This window comes from Aquimarina muelleri DSM 19832 (genome assembly GCF_000430665.1).
GTDB lineage: Bacteria > Bacteroidota > Bacteroidia > Flavobacteriales > Flavobacteriaceae > Aquimarina > Aquimarina muelleri.
On the sequence record NZ_AUML01000009.1, the window covers coordinates 114,005 to 133,644 of the forward strand.

Annotated in this window: 13 protein-coding genes; 7 read left to right on the top strand and 6 right to left on the bottom strand. The window is 32.8% G+C overall.

Translation table 11 applies throughout. The annotated features are described in order from the left end of the window. Window positions 1-36: 36 nt before the first annotated feature. The 3 genes from H527_RS0106240 (at window position 37) to H527_RS0106250 (ending at window position 4,850) form a co-directional block, all read left to right on the top strand. A complete protein-coding gene (locus tag H527_RS0106240) occupies window positions 37-525 on the top strand; it encodes a hypothetical protein (RefSeq protein WP_027411909.1) in 489 nt (162 codons plus the stop codon). 648 nt (window positions 526-1,173) lie between these two features. After that, window positions 1,174-4,449 (top strand): CHAT domain-containing protein, encoded by a 3,276-nt coding sequence (locus tag H527_RS0106245; protein ID WP_027411910.1) that lies wholly within the window; start codon window positions 1,174-1,176, stop codon window positions 4,447-4,449. Between the two features lie 104 nt (window positions 4,450-4,553). Next, window positions 4,554-4,850 carry a hypothetical protein gene (locus H527_RS0106250; RefSeq protein WP_211235727.1) on the top strand — a complete coding sequence of 99 codons (297 nt, stop codon included), beginning with the start codon at window positions 4,554-4,556 and terminating at the stop codon, window positions 4,848-4,850. Between the two features lie 1,076 nt (window positions 4,851-5,926). Here the strand turns inward: H527_RS0106250 and H527_RS23070 are convergent. After that, on the bottom strand, window positions 5,927-6,244 hold the full coding sequence (locus H527_RS23070) for a hypothetical protein (RefSeq protein ID WP_051316660.1): 318 nt from the start codon (window positions 6,242-6,244) through the stop codon (window positions 5,927-5,929). Window positions 6,245-6,611: 367 nt separating this feature from the next. Here H527_RS23070 and H527_RS0106265 point away from each other — a divergent pair, with 367 nt between their 5' ends. Further along, complete coding sequence (locus H527_RS0106265) at window positions 6,612-7,643, top strand: aldo/keto reductase (RefSeq protein WP_027411913.1); 1,032 nt, start codon at window positions 6,612-6,614, stop codon at window positions 7,641-7,643. A 274-nt stretch (window positions 7,644-7,917) separates the two neighbouring features. On the opposite strand, the gene H527_RS0106270 is transcribed toward H527_RS0106265, so the two are convergent. After that, complete coding sequence (locus H527_RS0106270) at window positions 7,918-9,597, bottom strand: ArnT family glycosyltransferase (RefSeq protein ID WP_051316661.1); 1,680 nt, start codon at window positions 9,595-9,597, stop codon at window positions 7,918-7,920. Between the two features lie 183 nt (window positions 9,598-9,780). Here H527_RS0106270 and H527_RS21550 point away from each other — a divergent pair, with 183 nt between their 5' ends. Then, the gene (locus H527_RS21550) at window positions 9,781-10,755 is read left to right on the top strand and encodes a glycosyltransferase family 2 protein (RefSeq protein ID WP_035087530.1); all 975 of its coding nucleotides are present in this window, start codon (window positions 9,781-9,783) and stop codon (window positions 10,753-10,755) included. Continuing rightward, window positions 10,715-11,623, top strand: a complete 909-nt coding sequence (locus H527_RS21555; protein ID WP_051316662.1) for a lysylphosphatidylglycerol synthase transmembrane domain-containing protein — start codon at window positions 10,715-10,717, stop codon at window positions 11,621-11,623. The genes H527_RS21550 and H527_RS21555 overlap by 41 nt, the downstream gene beginning before the upstream one ends. 361 nt (window positions 11,624-11,984) lie before the next feature. Here the strand turns inward: H527_RS21555 and H527_RS0106285 are convergent, their stop codons facing one another. The 3 genes from H527_RS0106285 to H527_RS0106300 form a co-directional block, all read right to left on the bottom strand. Further along, window positions 11,985-12,263: a F0F1 ATP synthase subunit delta/epsilon gene (locus H527_RS0106285; RefSeq protein ID WP_027411915.1), complete on the bottom strand. Its 279-nt coding sequence runs from the start codon at window positions 12,261-12,263 to the stop codon at window positions 11,985-11,987. 96 nt (window positions 12,264-12,359) lie between these two features. After that, window positions 12,360-13,874, bottom strand: a complete 1,515-nt coding sequence (gene atpD, locus H527_RS0106290; protein WP_027411916.1) for a F0F1 ATP synthase subunit beta — start codon at window positions 13,872-13,874, stop codon at window positions 12,360-12,362. 603 nt (window positions 13,875-14,477) lie between these two features. Next, entirely contained in the window at window positions 14,478-17,240 is a 2,763-nt protein-coding gene (locus H527_RS0106300; protein WP_027411918.1) for a TonB-dependent receptor, read from the bottom strand. 245 nt (window positions 17,241-17,485) lie between these two features. Between H527_RS0106300 and H527_RS23880 the strand changes: the two genes are divergently transcribed. Next, complete coding sequence (locus H527_RS23880; RefSeq protein ID WP_155837818.1) at window positions 17,486-17,623, top strand: hypothetical protein; 138 nt, start codon at window positions 17,486-17,488, stop codon at window positions 17,621-17,623. A 159-nt stretch (window positions 17,624-17,782) separates the two neighbouring features. On the opposite strand, the gene glmS is transcribed toward H527_RS23880, so the two are convergent. Then, window positions 17,783-19,630, bottom strand: coding sequence for a glutamine--fructose-6-phosphate transaminase (isomerizing) (gene glmS / locus H527_RS0106310; protein ID WP_027411919.1), 1,848 nt, complete (start codon window positions 19,628-19,630; stop codon window positions 17,783-17,785). Window positions 19,631-19,640: the final 10 nt, after the last annotated feature.

The following is a 19,640-nucleotide window of genomic DNA, read 5'->3' on the forward strand; positions in this document are numbered from 1 at the left end:
ACTATAGAACAAATGAAGAGGCTACCCATTTTTATAATGTTACTAGTATCTGTGATCAAAGGAGTAAGCCAAGAAAGCGAAGAAGGCTATCCAAATGAAGAAGAAATACAGAGTGAAGAAGAGGTGCAGGAGGATGAAAAAGAAGAAAATAACTACTTTGACATCTATGAATATTTTAATTTTACCAATGATGAATATTCTAATGCTATGGATAAGGTGAATGATATGGATCCAGAAGATCAAAATACCCTATATGCATTGGTAGTAGAGGTTCAAAAAGATAACGTATTAAAAGATCGTTTGTTTGGGGAGTTGATTGCAAAACCCAAAAAAAAGGAGCCTTTCAGTGGTAAAGACAGCCCAGGGTTTACCTGTGTCCTAAAGGGCCTTATAGAAAACAAAACCATATATAATGAGGTTATTAAGGATGGAGGCTCTGAGGATCAGGCCAGAAATGCCGCAGCCCTCGCCGAAAGAACTGTCCGTAGAAAATGTGGTATCGCCAAAAAAGTGAATAAGCCATAACACGAACTGTTTCTATACTCCAGTAAATTTGAGGTCACAGGCGATGTTATATCCATATATTGGCGAAAAGCACAACCTCTCCTGCTACTCCAATCCAAGTATAGCTTAAGTTTTGATAAAATATATACGTTTACCACGTGTTGCACACGTTCTTTGGTAGAGGGTATACTCCATAGTTTTTGAATTTATGTTTAAATCAATAATCTCGGAGTAAGCTCAATGTCATTAAATTAAGAGTTTAAATTATTGATTTAAAGTTTGTTAATAGTGGGTTCCTGCCTTTGGTTTTTCCTGAGCGTAGTCGAAAGGTTAATGACAAAATAACCAAAACACAATGCTTTCTGCTTGTCATTCCAGCGTAGGCTGGAATCCATAATGGAAATAAAGAGGTATTTTGCTTTTACAGATGTTTAATCCACATTGTGGAGTTTAATTCTCCGAGGCTTGCCTCGAAAACAAAATATATTTCCCAGAAGCATACCTCGTGAGCTTGCTCCGAGGTTATTGATTCCTCAAAAAGATACAGCTTAACGTAATGACATTGCCTGAGCCTGTCGAAGCACTAAGGATGAAAACAGAATTATTTTTAATCTGGTAAGAAATCTGTTGCTCTTTTTTAGTTTCTTTGTTAGTACTTATATATCTCTTATGAAACCTATATTCTCATTTTTTAATACTTTTTGTTTAGTCGTTGTTTTTTTTATAACCTCCTTACATACTATCAATGCACAAACAGCAAAGGATACGTTATTAGCATACCAATACTATCAAAAAGCAGATTCTTTATTTGCAGATAGAAAGTTAAATGATGCTATTACATATTATCAAAAAGCATTACCTATATATAAAAAGGCAAAAGCTTGGGAAAGGGTGGCAAGTTGTTATAATCAGATTTCAGAAAACCAATGGAGAAGTAGGAAGTTGGAAGAATCCTTAACCAACGCTAAAAAAGCTTTAGAGATTAGTACTACGTATTTGGCGAAAAATAATATAGAAGCGGCTATTGCAAATAGTAATATGGGATCAACATATTATGAAAAATCCGATTTAAAAACCTCTCTTATATACCATCAAAAATCTCTTGCAATAAAACAAAAAATGTTTCCTGTAGACGATAAAGGTATCGCTGTAACATATAGTAATCTAGGGATATTGTATAATGCTATTTCTGAATATGAAAAAGCGATCAGTTTTCATCAAAAATCTTTAGATATCAATATTAAACTTTTTGGAGAAGAACATACAAGAGTTGGAATTGATTATTATAATCTTGCTAATACTAGTAGTAATTTAGAAAAACATTCTCAAGCCCTAAATTTTTATCAAAAAAATTTAGATATAACAATTAAAAACAAGGGAAGTAATCATATTTTAGTAGGCTATAGTTATGTTGGTTTAGCTAGTTATTTTAATGATTTAAAACAATATGATAATTCTTTAAGTTATTATCAAAAAGCATTATCTATTTTTCAAAAGCACGAAAGTTTATATCCATTATTTGTTTCTTATATAAACATTGGGCTTGTCTTAACCAATAAGGGAGAATATAGTAACGCTTTATTATATCATCAAAAGGGCTTAAATATTGGATTAAAAATAGTGAATAAAAATCATCCCAGTCTGGGTTTAAGTTATTGGAATATAGGTTTTATTTATGACAAAAAAGAAGAAAAAGATATTGCTTTAGACTATTATCAAAAAGCGTTGGAAATAAGCAAATATAATTATGGGGAAAATCATGTAGATATTGGAGATTTGTACATAAACATAGGTAGTAGTTATATGGACAAAAAAGATTATGAAAAATCATTAGCATATTATACGAATGCATTAAATATATATAAGAAAGTTTTTAAAGATGAGAATTCAGAGCATTCAAAATCATATTTAAGTCTTTCAATACTTTACTTAAAGCAAGATAATTATGAAGAAGCACTGGTAAATGCAAAAAAAAGCTTAAAAATATTAGAATATTTATATGGAGAGCAAAACCTTATAGCTGTTGAATCCTTAAATCAAATAGGAACCGTTTATACCAAACTAGAAAATTTTCAAGAAGCAATTGTTTATTTTGATAAGGCCATATTAGCGAACACCAAAAAAGAGGAACGTATAAACCCTAAAAGTGTTTTTGATCCCAATCGATATTATAATGTAAATCAGTTATTAGAAACCTTACAAGGAAAAGCCAAAACATTCCAATCCCGATATTTAAAAACCAAAAACATATCCGATCTGGATCAAAGTCTTTCTATTTATGAGCAAGCAGATACAATTATTAATCATATTAGACAATCTTTTCAGGACTATCAAGATAAAATTTCCTTTGGTAACATAGCAAAAGAAGTATATCAAGGAGCGATAGAAGCACAAATATTACTCTATAAACACAAGGAAAATCAAAAAGCACTAGAACAAGCGTTTTATTACGCCGAAAAAAGTAAAGCCAATACGCTTATAGATTTGTTAAACGATTCTAATGCCAAAAACTATACAGGATTGCCAGCAGACCTCGTAGAATTAGAAAAAAGCCTAAGAGTAGATCGTGCTTTTTATCAATCCAACATTAGTAAAGAGCAATCCAATACAAATCAAGACACTTCTAAAATACAAGAATACGAAAACAAGCTGTTTGACATTAACAGAAAGCAAGATTCTGTAACCAAAATCTTAGAAAAAAACTATCCTAAATACTACCAGCTTAAATATCAAAACAATATTGTAAGTGTTAAGCAGATCCAGAAACAATTAGAGGACAACACAACTTTGTTAGAGTTTTTTACAGCAGATAGTACTACCTATGCATTTACCATATCCAAAAATGATATGGCAGTACACGAGCTGGTTACCCCGCAACTTACCGATAAAGTAGAAGCACTTCGTGCTAGTGTTATCTCTAAAGACGTAGCAACGTATAAAAAACAGGCACACCTGTTATATACTACTCTTATAGCACCTGTTGCTAATACATTAGTAGGCGATAACCTTATCATTATCCCCGATGCCTCTTTATGGCATCTTAATTTTGATCTGTTACTAACAAAAAAGGATGATTCTAATAACCCCGCGCTTTTATCGTATATGCTGCGGGAGTATGCAATTACATACGCCAATTCTGCAAATCTGTTGTTTCAGGATTTTAAAAACGATCTACAAACAAAAACAAATCCAGAGTGCCTTGCCTTTTCTTTTTCAGATAGTACACAAATAACGCAGGCGCAAACCATGCGTCTGGCAGCTCTTAGAAATACAGGAGCAGATCTGCCGGGCACTCGTAAAGAGATCAAAGCAATATCTAATATTATCGATGGGGAGTATTATTTTGGATCCAATGCCATAGAAGCTAATTTTAAAAAAAATGCAGATAGATATGCGATCATACACCTTGCCCTACATGGCGAGGTAGATAACGAACATCCTGAAAACTCAAAGCTGTTTTTTACCAAAACCAAAGACACCCTAGAGGATAATAACCTGTATAGCCATGAGCTGTTTGCTTTGGATATACCAGCAGAATTAGCAGTACTTAGTGCATGTAATACAGGAACAGGCAAAATCGCTAAAGGCGAAGGTATAATGAGTTTGGGTACAGCTTTTCAATATGCAGGCACCAAAAGCTTGCTACTAACCAGCTGGGAGGTATCGGATAAAACTACTCCAGAGATTATGCAGTATTTTTATACCAACCTTAAAGCGGGTATGAATAAAGGAAAAGCATTACAGCAAGCCAAATTACAATACCTTACCACAGCAAATATAAACCGTACCTATCCTTTTTATTGGGGAGGGTTTTATCTGGTAGGAAATCCAGACCCCATGCATTTTGCAGATAATACGCTTGTATACTGGATCCTTGGATTGGGCATTTTAAGTATTCTTGTTTTTGTTGGATGGCAGTACAGGCAACGATTAAAAAACAGATAATTATACTAATTCAAGTTAAATACCTACTTTTGTACCAGTTCTTTGTAAAAACAAACCATACTCCATAGTTTTTGAATTTATGTTTAATTTTAAAACTATATATGATGAATTGGAAAATTCAAAAGCTATTGAATGGCGAGACTATCGTCTCTAAAGAACCTGGTAATTCGATGTTACCTATTTTGAAATCAAAACAACCTGTACTTTTAGAACCAGTAAATTGGGAAGATTGTGAAGCAGGAGATATTGTTTTTTGTAAAGTAAGAGGAAACTGTTTTACGCATTTAGTAAAAGGAAAAAATGTAAAACGAGGACTCCTTATAGGTAATAACCGTGGTCGCCTTAATGGCTGGACCAAAAATGTATACGGCAAAGTAATAGAAATATTACCCGTATCCTAAAAGTAGCGCGAGGAGCGCTTTTTTTGTTTCTACTAATCCCATTTAATTTTCCACATTGTGGAATTTGATTTTCCTAGTCTTGCCTCGAAAATCACTCCTTGACGGTCTTTAGGGTACATCCAAATATTAATCGAACTCGCGATTAATCCTACTTTGTCATCTTAGATTTAAAAATATATCCATCCCAACCTTCCTTCAAAGGAAGGAGTAAAAGCCTCCCTTTGAAGAGAGATTTAGAGGGATGTTAATGGTACATATAAAAATCAAATAAAAGCAGATATAAGATGACAAATTAGGGTTGATAGCGTGCTCAATACCAGTGTCTTGAATTTTGAAAAACATAACATTTTAGTTCTTTTACCCCATACCTGCAAGGGGGTACCCCCTTGCAGGTATGGGGTAAAGCCCACCCAGAGGTGGTTCGAGCCGATAATTTATCGCTTCGAAGGGTCATTGTGCCCCCCTTTGGCCCATAAACAGACCCTTATAAGGGATAATTTTTGGGCTAAAGGGCTTACCAGAAGGGGTAAAAGCGATATATTTTGGGGTTAGAGCCCGCTCCAAGGTACTTCGAACTACCTCTGGATGGGCTAGAAGTACTTCGGTGACCTTTCGAAGAACCTTGACAATCATTACTACCTTAGTTGGGTATAAGAAATTGAAATAAAAAACCGTTAGATTGAGCAATTCTCTGTCAAAACAAGGTTTCCCTAATTCAAAATAACCGTTCCCTCATTCGATATTTTATAAAAAAGGTTTGATTGTTACTTTTGAGTAAACCAATGAATATATGCACACTTTGCTCTAATGCATGACTTTAGAAAAAAGGAATTTCAAATAAAGTAAAGGGATAAGATAAAATTGTAGTAGGTGCAAATAGAGTAAAATTTACATAGATTCTCTAAAATTTATAGGATGGATGTTGGAGGAAATAATTTTAGGTTAGTTAGTTGAAAAGAAACGAATGGGGCAATGGGGTAGTCCTGTTCGTTTTGATCAAAAAGAGCTTCTTTAAGTAGAAGCTCTTTTTTTTAGGTTATAAGTGTAATGAAAAAAACATGTGATAATGGATATGTTTATTTTTTAGGAGTAAACCATTCTCCTCTAGAGTTGGTGTATGCCGTTTTTGTACTGTTATCCATTGTCAAAACCAATTTATAATTACCAGTTTTGTCGGTATAAGCTTCAGAAATAGTTGCCCCCGGAAAATCTTTTTCTACAGCAGCTTTAATAATTTCAGAAAGTTTATCTGTAGGAAATTCTTCATAATCTTCTTGGTTGGTAGTGGCTTCTGTTTTTGTGATAGGCAAAACTTCTTCTGCTTGTTGTGCAGATGTAATTGTAGAGGATAACGATATAGCGCATATAGCTAAAAGAACAGGTATCTTTTTCATAGTATATTAATTAAGTTATTTATTCAGATACTACTACTATAGAAATTATCATTCCAGAATATATAGACAGTTATATCGTGCTTCTAAGTGATTTATATATAGCATATTGAAATCATATGTCAATTTCTAGATATTTTTAGACTGTTGATTTTTCGATGTAAATTGTAGAGATATTCCACAGATAATTTCAATTCAGAAATGGTGTAAAAACAAATAAAACAGAGGAGTATTTATTTTGCTTCTTGTAGTATTATGATAATTTTTGCAATAGTTTACTTCGATAGTTTCTACTTTTGAAAATAAAATAGCAATACTTCAAATTAGATATTCCACTTCAATTGGATATTAACGTAAAGAAAAGAGAAAAATGAAATATACTACATTACCTGATACCGATATAAAAGTTAGTAAAATATGTTTGGGTAGTATGACTTGGGGAGAGCAAAATACAGAAGCAGAAGGACATGAACAATTAGATTATGCTATCGATCAAGGGATTAATTTTATAGATACAGCAGAGCTGTATTCGGTACCCGCAAATAAAGATACACAAGGTAGCACCGAAAAAATTATTGGCTCCTGGCTGCATAAAACTGGTAAACGAAAAGAATTAGTTATTGCTACTAAGATTGTAGGACCAAGAGATTTTGTAGAACATATTCGTACAGGTGGTTTTACCAAAGATGAATTTACGGATGCTATAGATAAAAGTTTAAAACGCCTGCAAACCGATTATATCGATTTATACCAGTTACATTGGCCAGAAAGAAACACCAACTTTTTTGGAGTAAGAGGATATGTGCATGACGAAGAAGAACGGTGGAACGATAACTTTAAGGAAGTACTGGGGTATTTACAAGATTTTATAAAAGCAGGAAAAATAAGACATATAGGGCTCTCTAACGAAACCCCTTATGGAGTTATGCGATATGCTGAAGAAGCTCGAAATGGAATGCCAAAAATGATTACCGTTCAAAATCCATATAGTTTATTAAATCGAAAAGATGAGGTTGGACTTACCGAGGTTTTACATCGCGAAAACATAGGGCATCTACCATATTCTCCTCTTGGGTTTGGACAACTTACAGGAAAATATCTGGACGAAACTCCAAAAAATGCAAGGGTAACCTTATTTCCTCAGTTTTCTAGATATCATAATGAAAAATCATTTGAAGCTACCCGAGCATATAACCAAATAGCCAAAAATCATGGAATTAGTTTAGCACAAATGGCATTGGCATTTGTAAATCAACAACCTTTTGTAACCAGTACTATAATAGGAGCAACATCTATAAAACAGCTAAAAGAAAACATTGGTAGTATAGATATAACTCTTTCTGATGCTATTATAAAAGAGATAGAAGCAGTACATGAAAATAATCCAAATCCTGCACCGTAGGTAAACCAGAATTATGCAGTAGAATTTCGTAATAAATCTTGAAGATGCCATAAAATACAGTCGTTTTCTTGATTTTAGCATCGCATCGCTAAACGAAGCAAAGCATCTGTATTTGCAGTAACGCTACAAGATGTAATGGATTTTCTACTGCATAAATAGGTTTAAGGCGCTTCTTTCTTCAGTAACAATAGATAGTATAATAGATAATATTTAGGCAATGTGGTTAATCCACATTGTGGAGTTTAATTGTCCGAGGGTATTGATTTACTTTCTATTATTTTGGAAGGTATTTTAAAAGAAAGGCTTTTTCTAAAACCCCATCTCTTGTATTTGGGTTAATAAAAGATGCTGATACTCTTGTAATTCTAAAGTGATTGATCTCATATTTTTCACTCCAAGAAATGGTGTCTTCTGGGATATCTTTTAATTGATAATCATATAAAAATAACCAATCTCCATTTTTTAGTGTTTTAGTAATCTCATTAATAGTAACAACTGGTGTAATTCTATTGGTATAAAAATCTAAAGACCAACTTGGTTTTCCTGCAAGTATAAAAACGCTCTCTGGATTAATATTTTCGGTTTTAATAATATTGGCAGCATTGTTTCCTGCTTGATACAACAATAGTTTTGGGTAAAATTGTGTGTTTAAACAAAAATTAATCAACACCATAAAATAAACAGAAATCAATACTAATTTTCTATACACATTCATCTGTTTTGTAACAACATAACACAATCCGGTAATTAAAAACAGATAACATAAAATAATACCGATATCGGGCATAGTAAAACCCCAAAAGATCAAAAACAGAACCAGTATGCTTCCGGATGTTAAAACAAAGTATTGTATACCAAGAATAATTTTTGCTATATTTTTCTTACCTATTTCAAATAATTGCACCATATATCCAGCAACCAATACCGATATCACAGGCAATAAACTATTAAGATAGTGTGGTAATTTAAATTTTGAAAAACTAATAACAATCATTACTAACAAAAATCCAATAGATGTTAGAATTTCAACTCCTTTTATATACCTAAATCTTGTTATAAATACGAGTTTTAATTTTGCAAAAAGCGCCATATATGTTATTAGTGACCAAGGTAAAAATGCCCATAATAAGGTATGGAAGAAAAAAAAATAATCCGAACTTGTTTTCTCAAATCCACTTGCTGTAAGCCTATTAAAGCTTTGATCCCATAAAATAAACCATATTCCCGAAACATTAGATTGCCCATGGATGACTTTTTCTGGATGTAAATCAAACTGAATATAATATGCATATAAAACGGGAGAGATCGAAATCAAAAAGGCAAAAAAAGCGGCACCTATTTTCCAAGACCATAACACCCTCCATTTTCTATTATATGCTAAATAGCTTAGTATACAAACCCCAGAAATAAAAACGCCTAATTGTCCTTTTGTAGAAAAAGCTATCGCTACACCAATAGCACCCAGTATGGAATGTAATAGTTTCTTATTGTTTATATATAATACAAACTGCCAAATGCCAAAAATAGTTGCCCCGGTAAGAACTGCATCTGTTCGTACATCGTGATTAGACAAAAAAATTGCCTGTCCAGATAAAAATACTAAAGATGCTATGTGCGCTGCCTTGTTGCCATAAAACTCTTTTGCTAATCGATTGCATGAATATGCTCCTAAAATAGTAAACAAAAGTGCTGGAACTCGATACGCCCATTGTGATATCCCAAAAACCTTAAAGGATAATGCTGCTAGCCAAAAATGCATATGGGGTTTATCTAAATAATCATTTCCTCCTTTGTAGATATTAATAAAATCATTTTCAAGATACATTCGCATTGCCATAGTTGCATGTTGTGCAGAGTCGTTCTCCATTAACGGAATCCACATTCCTGAAACATAAACAATGGCTAATAATACATATAATAGTATATAATCTCTTTTTAATAAAATGGTATTCATATAGGATTTAAAAAATTCTTGCAATTCGACCAAAAGTAATTTAAGAATAGCATATAAAGTGTTTGAAAATCGGCTCTTAACAATTTTATAATCCTAGAAGTATTCCTTATCAATTTGTTATCAATTACCAAATATTAAATTGATGTGTTACTTCTATTTTTGCAAATTAATACAAGGTACAGTATGCGTATTTCTCCATTTTTATCCATAGTAATTCCAGTATATAACGAGCAAGGAAACACCAGCTTATTAACAGAGGCTATTGAAAAAGCATTACACGATTATAAATATGAAATAATATATGTAGACGACTTTTCTACAGATAATACAAGACAAGAAATTAAAGCGTTAAAAAATCCGAATGTAGCTCTTATTGAGCTTAAAAGAAATTATGGACAAAGTTCTGCTTTGGCTGCCGGAATAGAATATGCAAGAGGAAATTATATTGTTACCTTAGATGGGGATATGCAAAATGATCCGTCTGATATTCCTAGAATGTTAGAAATAGCGATTCGCGAAGAGTGGGATCTAGTAACAGGAATACGACAAAAAAGAAAAGATAATTTTGTTAGAACACTACCTTCAAAAATAGCAAATTATATTATTAGAAAAGCAACCAAATTTCATATTACAGATGCCGGATGTGCTTTAAAAGTAATGACTGCAGAAACAGCAAAAGGGATTCCACTTTATGGCGAAATGCATCGATTTATTGCATTAAACGCCCACATAGATGGCGCACTTATTACTGAGGTTCCTGTAAGGCATCATCCCAGAAAATTTGGAGTATCTAAATATGGATTAGGGAGAACTTTTAAAGTAATGAATGATCTTTTGCTTATTCTTTTTCAACGTAAGTACCTACAAAAACCGTTATATTTATTCGGCAATATAGGAATGTTGTTTTTTGGGACAGGAATGTTAATCAATATATACCTTATTATAGTTAAACTAATGGGTAATGATATAGGAACAAGGCCTTTACTGCTACTAGGTATTTTATTGATATTAGTAGGAATTCAATTTTTTACTATTGGGATCGTCACCGATCTTTTAATGAGAACCTATTATGAATCTCAAAATAAAACACCTTATAATATAAGAAAAATCACCACTTTTGAAAACAAAGAAAAAAAAACTGCTCTCCACGTTTTTTAAAATTGGGGTAACCGTTTTACTACTATATATTATTTTTACTAAAATCCCATTTGATGAGGTATGGAGTACTATTAAAAAATCAAACACTTTATATCTTAGCCTTGCTATACTTTGCTTTATTTTATCACAATGGATTTCTGCCAAAAGATTATTAGTTCTTTTTAAAGCAGTACATTTTTATCTATCTGCTAGAAGTAATTATATTCTATATCTAATAGGAATGTTTTATAATTTTTTTATTCCTGGAGGAATAGGGGGTGATGCGTATAAGGTATATATCCTAAACAAAAAATTTAAATGGTCTATAAAAAAACTATCTGCTGCTGTTTTATTAGATAGATTTATAGGGTTAACTGCTATTGGTATTCTACTTATTATCCTATTAGCATGTGTTCCTTTAGTTATAAAACTAAATCTAATTTGGGCGGCTCCTTTTGTTTTAATACTTGGGGTATTGGGGTCTTACCTCTTTACTAAACAAATGTTTCCTTCCTTTTTATCTGTATATCCAAAAACATTACTATTATCTGTTTGTATACAATTATTACAATGTATTTGCCTTGTATTTATTGTTAAGAGTATTTCTCCCGTAGAAACAGATCAATATATTACTTATGTTATTGTGTTTTTAATTTCTTCGGTTTTATCGGTTTTCTCCTTTTCTGGTATTGGAGTAAGAGAAATGATTTTTTATCAGGCATCTTCTCTGTTTATATTTAATAGTACTACAGCAGTTACTATAGGTGTTTTATTTTCTATTATTACAGCTTTTATTTCTCTATTTGGTTTTATTTTTCATGTCAAAAAACCAGAATTAAAATGTATAAACACAAATTATATTACCAGTTTAACTCGCTTTGTGCAGTAGAACTTCGTAATGAAGCTTGAAGATGCTATAATACGATTTATGAATAAAAATCTCGCATATAATCGCATTCTTTTTCTACTATATTTTCTTCATAAAATGAAACAATAGGCTATGACTATTCTTTAATTTGATTCATCAATCTAGCGAAAAACCTTTGCAATTACTTATACGCAATTCTCATCCGTAAATCGTATAAGATGTAGTAGGTTTTCTACTGCATAAAATGGGGGCAATGGTATAGTCTATACTCTGGAAATTGATAAGGGGTTAAAAATAATTATACCTAGCCAAAATTTATACCAAAAAAAACCCTTGTTAATGGCCATTAACAAGGGTTTTTAATGATAATTATTTAGAAAACTTAGTCTGCTAGAATAATTACTTTATTATCTTTCATTTCAATAGTTCCTGAAGAAATAGAAAGTAGTGTCGATCCATTTTCACCTTTAGTAAATTTATTGTTTACTTCTTCCTCTAGATTCATATCTCCGTATATTTTGATATTTCCTTTTCCTAATAAAGAAATTATAGGTGCATGGTTATCTAACATCTGGAACTCTCCATTTACTCCTGGCACTGCAACTGAAGTTACTTCTCCGGTAAATAATACGGCTTCTGGAGTTACTATTTCTAAATACATATTTTTAAAGTATTAAGTATTGAGCAATTAGTACTTAGGTAATAAATAAGAGAGAAACTAATCTTCTTTCTCAATTACTAACTTCTCGCTACTATTTTATGCTTCTGCTAACATTTTCTCACCAGCTTCGATAGCTTCTTCGATAGTACCTTTAAGGTTAAACGCAGCTTCTGGAAGGTGATCTAACTCTCCATCCATAATCATTGTAAAAGCTTTAATGGTATCTTTAATATCTACCAAACATCCTGGTATACCAGTAAACTGTTCTGCTACGTGGAATGGTTGAGATAAGAAACGTTGTACACGACGAGCTCTTCCTACCGCTAATTTATCTTCTTCAGATAATTCTTCCATACCAAGGATTGCGATAATATCTTGTAATTCTTTATACCGTTGTAATAATTCTTTTACTCGTTGTGCACAGTTATAATGCTCATCTCCTAAGATATCTGCCGAAAGAATTCTAGAAGTAGAATCTAATGGATCTACCGCTGGATAAATACCAAGTTCAGCAATTTTACGAGACAATACTGTAGTTGCATCTAAGTGAGCAAAGGTAGTTGCCGGTGCTGGATCGGTAAGGTCATCCGCAGGTACATAAACTGCTTGTACCGAAGTTATCGATCCTGTTTTGGTAGATGTAATACGTTCTTGCATTACTCCCATTTCTGATGCTAGAGTAGGTTGGTATCCTACGGCTGATGGCATACGTCCTAAAAGTGCTGACACCTCAGAACCTGCTTGTGTAAAACGGAAAATATTATCTACAAAGAAAAGTACATCTTTTCCTTGTCCATCTCCGGCTCCAGCTCCATCACGGAAATACTCAGCTATAGTAAGACCAGAAAGCGCTACACGTGCACGTGCTCCTGGTGGCTCATTCATCTGTCCAAACACAAAGGTAGCTTTAGAACCCTTCATTACTTCTTTGTCTACTTTAGAAAGATCCCATCCTCCATTTTCCATAGAATGCATAAAGTCATCACCATATTTGATAATACCAGACTCTAACATCTCTCTAAGAAGATCATTTCCTTCACGTGTTCTTTCTCCAACTCCTGCAAATACAGAAAGACCACCATGTCCTTTTGCTATATTATTAATCAACTCCTGGATCAGTACTGTTTTACCAACTCCAGCTCCTCCAAATAAACCTATCTTACCACCCTTTGCATAAGGTTCAATAAGATCAATTACTTTAATACCTGTAAATAAAACTTCTGTAGAAGTTGATAAATCTTCAAATTTAGGTGCTTGACGGTGAATAGGAAGACCATCTTTTCCTGCTTTCGGAAGATCCCCAAGACCATCAATTGCATCTCCAATTACATTAAATAGACGTCCATATACATCTCCTCCTATTGGCATCTGGATTGGAGCTCCTGTTGAAACAACCTCAACACCCCTGCTTAATCCATCACTGGAATCCATTGCAATAGTACGTACAGTATCTTCCCCTATGTGAGATTGAACCTCTAACACTAGCTTACTACCGTCTGTTTTGTTAATTTCTAACGAATCATAAATTCTTGGTAATTCAGTACCAGCTACGAATTCTACATCGATAACCGGACCTACAATTTGAGATACTTTACCTGTAACTTTAGACATTATATAACTATTTAATGTTTAGTATTAATTATATTAAAAAAAACTAAGAACTCAACAGTACTGAATACTAGCTTTTTTCAGGCTGCAAATATAGTCTTTTAAAATGAAAAAAATAACTCATTTTCTTTTGTTTTTTGAAAGGATGTATTCTCTTTTGTTTTAAATCAAAAAATATACTTTTTTCTGAGACGAGGCATTGGCTTTTAATCCACATTTCGGAGTTTAATTCTCCGAGACTTGCCTCGAAAACAAAATATATTTTTGGAAGCATACCTCGTAGCTTTCTCCGAGGTTATTGATTCACACTATACATCTGTTTTTGGAATAGACATAATTATTTATCATAGTAGTAAAGAATATAATTTGGTATGTGTGTTACACCAAAATGTTGCAGCAATAGTTTCTTATATATTTATTTATATTGCTTAGTATTGGTACTATTTCAGTAGTAGTATTTATTACTTCTATCCATTTCCTCTCTCAATTTTGGTATCACAGAATACAAGATATGTCTCTGAAAAATTTTTGCTTTAAAGGAAACTTCCAGGAATGAAAATCTCAACAACGGATTAAGTCTCATTCCTTTTGCTCCTCAACTTATATTTATAAATTATTTATAGATAAACCTATATAATACTGAGATCCTATAAACCCTGTTCCAAAAGCTGTAAAATACTCGTCTCCCCCAAGGTTGGTTCCTCCAACTTTAAGGGTAGTTTTTAATTTTGGAATTTTATAATTTATTTGTGCATCAATAACAGAAAAAGAAGGTATATCTCCATCTCCAAATGATGCTTCCCAAAGATAACTGTCACTCCATCTATAACTTGTATTAAAACCAAAATTTTTAAACAAATCTGTATGTCCAAAAGTAGCTTTTACTTTATGCTCTGGAGTATTAAATTCAGCTCTAAAATCTGGGTCTTTCTTTTTATCAAAATCTTGTTTCGAGTACGTATAATTAACTCCTAAATCAAAATCTCCAAGGATTTTAGTATTTACTCCTATAGTGCCTCCAAAAGATTTTATATCTACATCTGAGTTAGTATACGCCTGATATACCTCGACATCATCATTTTGTAAAGCCAGTAAAGACAATGTTCCATCCCCTACCTTACCATATAAAGGTACTAATACACTTTCTGTAGATATAAAATCTTTATATTGGTTGTAATATCCACTTAAATCAATAACAAATCTGCTTATTTTGCTACGATATCCTAGTTCAAAGGCAGTAATTTTTTCTGGTTTTACTATAGCTACATCTGATGCTTCTGGAATCCCATTTCGTACAGAATTTACCGAAAATGAATTTTCATAAGCATCTCTACCTGTAATAGCAACCGAACTAGAACCTATAAGATTTTGCCCATTTCCACTTACATCAAATGTTCTAATATCTCTATCTAGATTATCCTCTGCAGAACCCACTAAGATTGCTCTTCCTACATTTAATCCTATATACAAATCCTGTGTAGTAGGATTTCTAAACCCTGTTTGTACAGAAGCACGAATATTATGATTTCTTTCTGCACCAAGTGTATATCCAACAGATAATCTAGGAGAAAAATTACCATCAAATAATTCTGATTTATCATAACGAACAGATCCAGTTAATTTCAACCTGTCATCCATCATTTTTTTTTGAACTTGAGTATATATCCCATATTCTGCGTATTGAATGGGGCCATCAAAATCAGTAAAAATTGTACCCGAAGAATTTAGTTTGTATTCTCTAAATGATCCTCCTACCTGTATATCTGCAAAATCCTTTGTTATATGTGCGAAATTATAGTTAGCATCTACATGTCGTAGTTGAGTTTCATCCTGAAATTTTGATCCTGTAGCCAAATTAGGGTCGCTGGTAACCTGATTAAAGACCTGCTCAAACTCAGGTGTGCCTGGCAATAATCTACCTGTATCCGCAGTTTGTCTTGCAAGAAGATGTGCTTGTTCTGGCAACTGCCCCGCTAAGGTTGCTTGTACAAATGCTCCTGCATATTGACCAAACCAAGCTTGATCATCTTTCCATTTTCTATTGATATTTATACCTGTAAATCTTGTATCGTATGAATCTCCTGCGTCTTCATCTGTTAAGTATCCTCTTATAAAAAAGTTGTTGTTTTTAAATTCTAATTTATGTTGTTGCAAGAAAAAATTACGGATTGAATATCGGTTTGCACCTTGATAAATAGTTGTTCCTTTTCCTATTTTTCCGTTATAAATAATTTCAAAATCATCTGCAAAAGGTCTATAGTGCATTGCCGCATCAAATTTTATACTTTCCGCTCTATACTCATTTAAATCCTGCTCATCATATCCTGTTCTACTAACACTTTGATTTGGCAATAGATTTTCTGCTCCTGCGGGCAGAACCCCTAAATTCACTAAAGCCACTCCAACTCCTCTAATATTGGCACTAACCTCATCTCCATATACATTTAGCCCATCATAATTAGGATCTGACCTATCTGTATTTGCGTTTAGAACATTAATTCTATTAGATGCAAACCAATCTGTACCTCTTAGGTAAGAGAAATTGGCTTTTGCAGCAAACTTATCTGAAAATTTATGCGCCATTCTTATTCCGTAATCATAAAACTCATTGTCTCCAGCGGCTTCTTGAGAAGTAATACCACCTTTAAAATATGCACTTATACCTGAATGATCAAATGGGTTTTTGCTTGTCATAAACAAAATTCCATTAAAAGCATTTGCTCCATATAAGGCAGAAGATGCCCCTGGTAATAATTCTACACTATTGACATCCAATTCTGTCATTCCTAATAAATTCCCTAAAACAAAATTAAGAGCAGGAGCAGTATTATCCATTCCATCTACCAGTTGAACGAATCTTGTATTTGCAAATGTAGCAAACCCTCTGGTGTTAACAGATTTAAAAGTTAAGCTATTAGTGTTAACATCTACCCCTTTTAAATCTTCTAATCCTCCATAAAAATCTACCGAAGGAGTGCTTTTTATTTCTTTAATCCCAAAACGTTCTACACTTACAGGAGACTCGAAAATACGTTCGGGAGTTCTAGATGCAGAAATAACAACTTCATCCAATTCTGTTCCTTCTTTTAATACAATAATTAAATCACTGATTTGTGAAGTTATATCTGTAAGTGAAGATTCAAACCCTACGCTACTAACTTCTATAGCAAAAGGAGGAGATTCCTGAACAGTTAAAGAAAAAAAACCATCAAAATCCGTTACTGTTCCCGAAGAGGAATTTTTTAAAGTAATATTAGCTCCTGGTATAGGTTGATTATTATCATCTATTACCTTACCGCTAATTGTTGTTTGTGCTGTAGCAACAAAGCAGCTTGCCATTAGCAAAATCACTAATGTAATTTTTTTCATGCCCCAAAATTTTAAATTATTATAATAACAAGATACGTTTTTTTACCATTGCTATAGCAAAAACGTTAAATCTATACTTATTTCACACAGAAAAATATGATAATTATATAGTTTTTTGAAACTAGTATTTGATATGAAATGAAGTATCCTAATATGAGTTCTATGTATCTAAATTATCGGATAACATTTCTGTATTCTTGGAACTTGTCGATAGTTGAACTAATTAATCTAAATAAATTTCAAATTTGGGTACAAGTTTAAGTAAAGCTGACCTAAAATTTATAACAGGAGGAAGAACAATTATATTTACTTCAGACGGCGAAGGAGACTGCACAAAAGTTATTTTTAATAACGAAGGAAACATCATTAAATCTAAAAAATAAAGATCGTTATACTGGAAGATGTTATCTCATTATAAATGACAATATCATTTTAATTTTGAAATAGTATAAGAGAAATAAAAAAAACCTGTCTGAAAATTTCTTCAAACAGGTTTTATCTATTTTGTATACAAAAACTTGAATTTACACAAGTAGAAAAAATTACTCTACTGTTACTGATTTTGCAAGGTTTCTTGGTTGATCTACGTTTTTACCTAACATTACGGCTATATGATAAGACAGTAATTGCAATGGTATTGTTGTAAGAAGGGGAGTTAAAAACTCTTCTGTTTCTGGCACCTCAATTACATGATCTGCAAGATTTTTAACCGTTTCATCTCCTTCTGTAACAATTGCTATAATTTTTCCTTTTCTGGATTTAATTTCCTGAATATTACTTACTACTTTATCGTAATGACCTTTTTTGGTTGCTATTACAACCACAGGCATTTGTTCATCTATCAAAGCAATTGGCCCATGTTTCATTTCTGCTGCCGGATACCCTTCTGCATGAATATACGATATCTCTTTTAACTTTAAAGCTCCTTCTAATGCAACAGGAAAATTGAAACCTCTACCTAAATACAAAGCATTTTTTGCTCCTTTATAGGTGTCGGCAATAAACTTAATATGATCGTTAGACTCTAATGCTTGTTTTACCTTTTCTGGTATTCTTTCTAACTCTTGTAAATAATAATGGAAATCACTATTAGAAATTGTTCCTTTTCGTTCTGCTAATTTTAATGCAATCAAAGATAGAACTGTAATCTGCGTAGTAAATGCTTTAGTCGAAGCAACTCCTATTTCTGGTCCTGCATGCGTGTATGCTCCTGCATGAGTTTCTCTAGAAATCGAAGATCCTACAACATTACATACACCAAAAACAAAAGCTCCACTTTCTTTAGCTAACTTAATAGCTGCCATAGTATCGGCAGTTTCTCCACTTTGTGATATTGCAATAACTACATCATCTTGATGAATTACAGGGTTTCTATATCTAAATTCCGAAGCATATTCTACCTCTACTGGTATACGAACTAATTCTTCAAAAATATATTCTGCTACCAAACCAGCATGCCAAGATGTACCACAAGCTATAATAATGATACGCTTTGCATTTAAAAGTTTTGCTAGATTATCATCAATCCCTGCCATTTTTATGATTCCTTCTGCCACTCGCATTCTTCCTCTATAGGTATCGCTAATAGCATTAGGTTGCTCATAAATTTCTTTAAGCATAAAGTGATCATAACCTCCTTTTTCTATTTGTTCAAGGTTAATTTGTAGTTCTTGCAAATATGGTTCAACTAGCTTATCATCTTTGATATTTCGTACTTTAACCCCTTTTCTTCTGCTTACAATGGCCATTTCGCCATCTTCCAAATAAATGGCATTATTGGTATACTCTATAAAAGGAGAAGCATCAGATGCTATAAAAAACTCATCCTCTCCTACACCAATTGCAAGTGGACTACCTAATCTTGCTACAACAATTTCATCTGGTTTTTGTTTGTCAAAAACTGCTATTGCATAAGCTCCTACTGTTTGGTTTAATGCAATCTGAACAGCTTTACCAAGCTTTACGTTTTCTTTAGTTTTTACATCCTCTATCAGATTTACTAATACTTCTGTATCTGTATCCGAAGTAAATGTATATCCTCTATTCGATAATTCTTTTTTAAGAGATTCATAGTTTTCAATAATCCCATTATGAATTATAACAAGATCTCCAGAATTAGAATAATGTGGATGGGAGTTTACATCATTAGGAACTCCATGAGTAGCCCATCTGGTATGTCCTATACCGATAGTTCCTTTTGTAGGAATTTCTTTTATTAATCTTTCTTCAAGATCTGCTACTTTGCCTTTTGTTTTAGATAATTTAATATCCTTACCATCAAAAAGGGCAATCCCTGCAGAATCATACCCTCTATACTCTAATCTTTTTAACCCTTTTAATACAATTGGATAGGCTTCTCTATGCCCAATGTACCCTACAATTCCGCACATGATTTAAGTT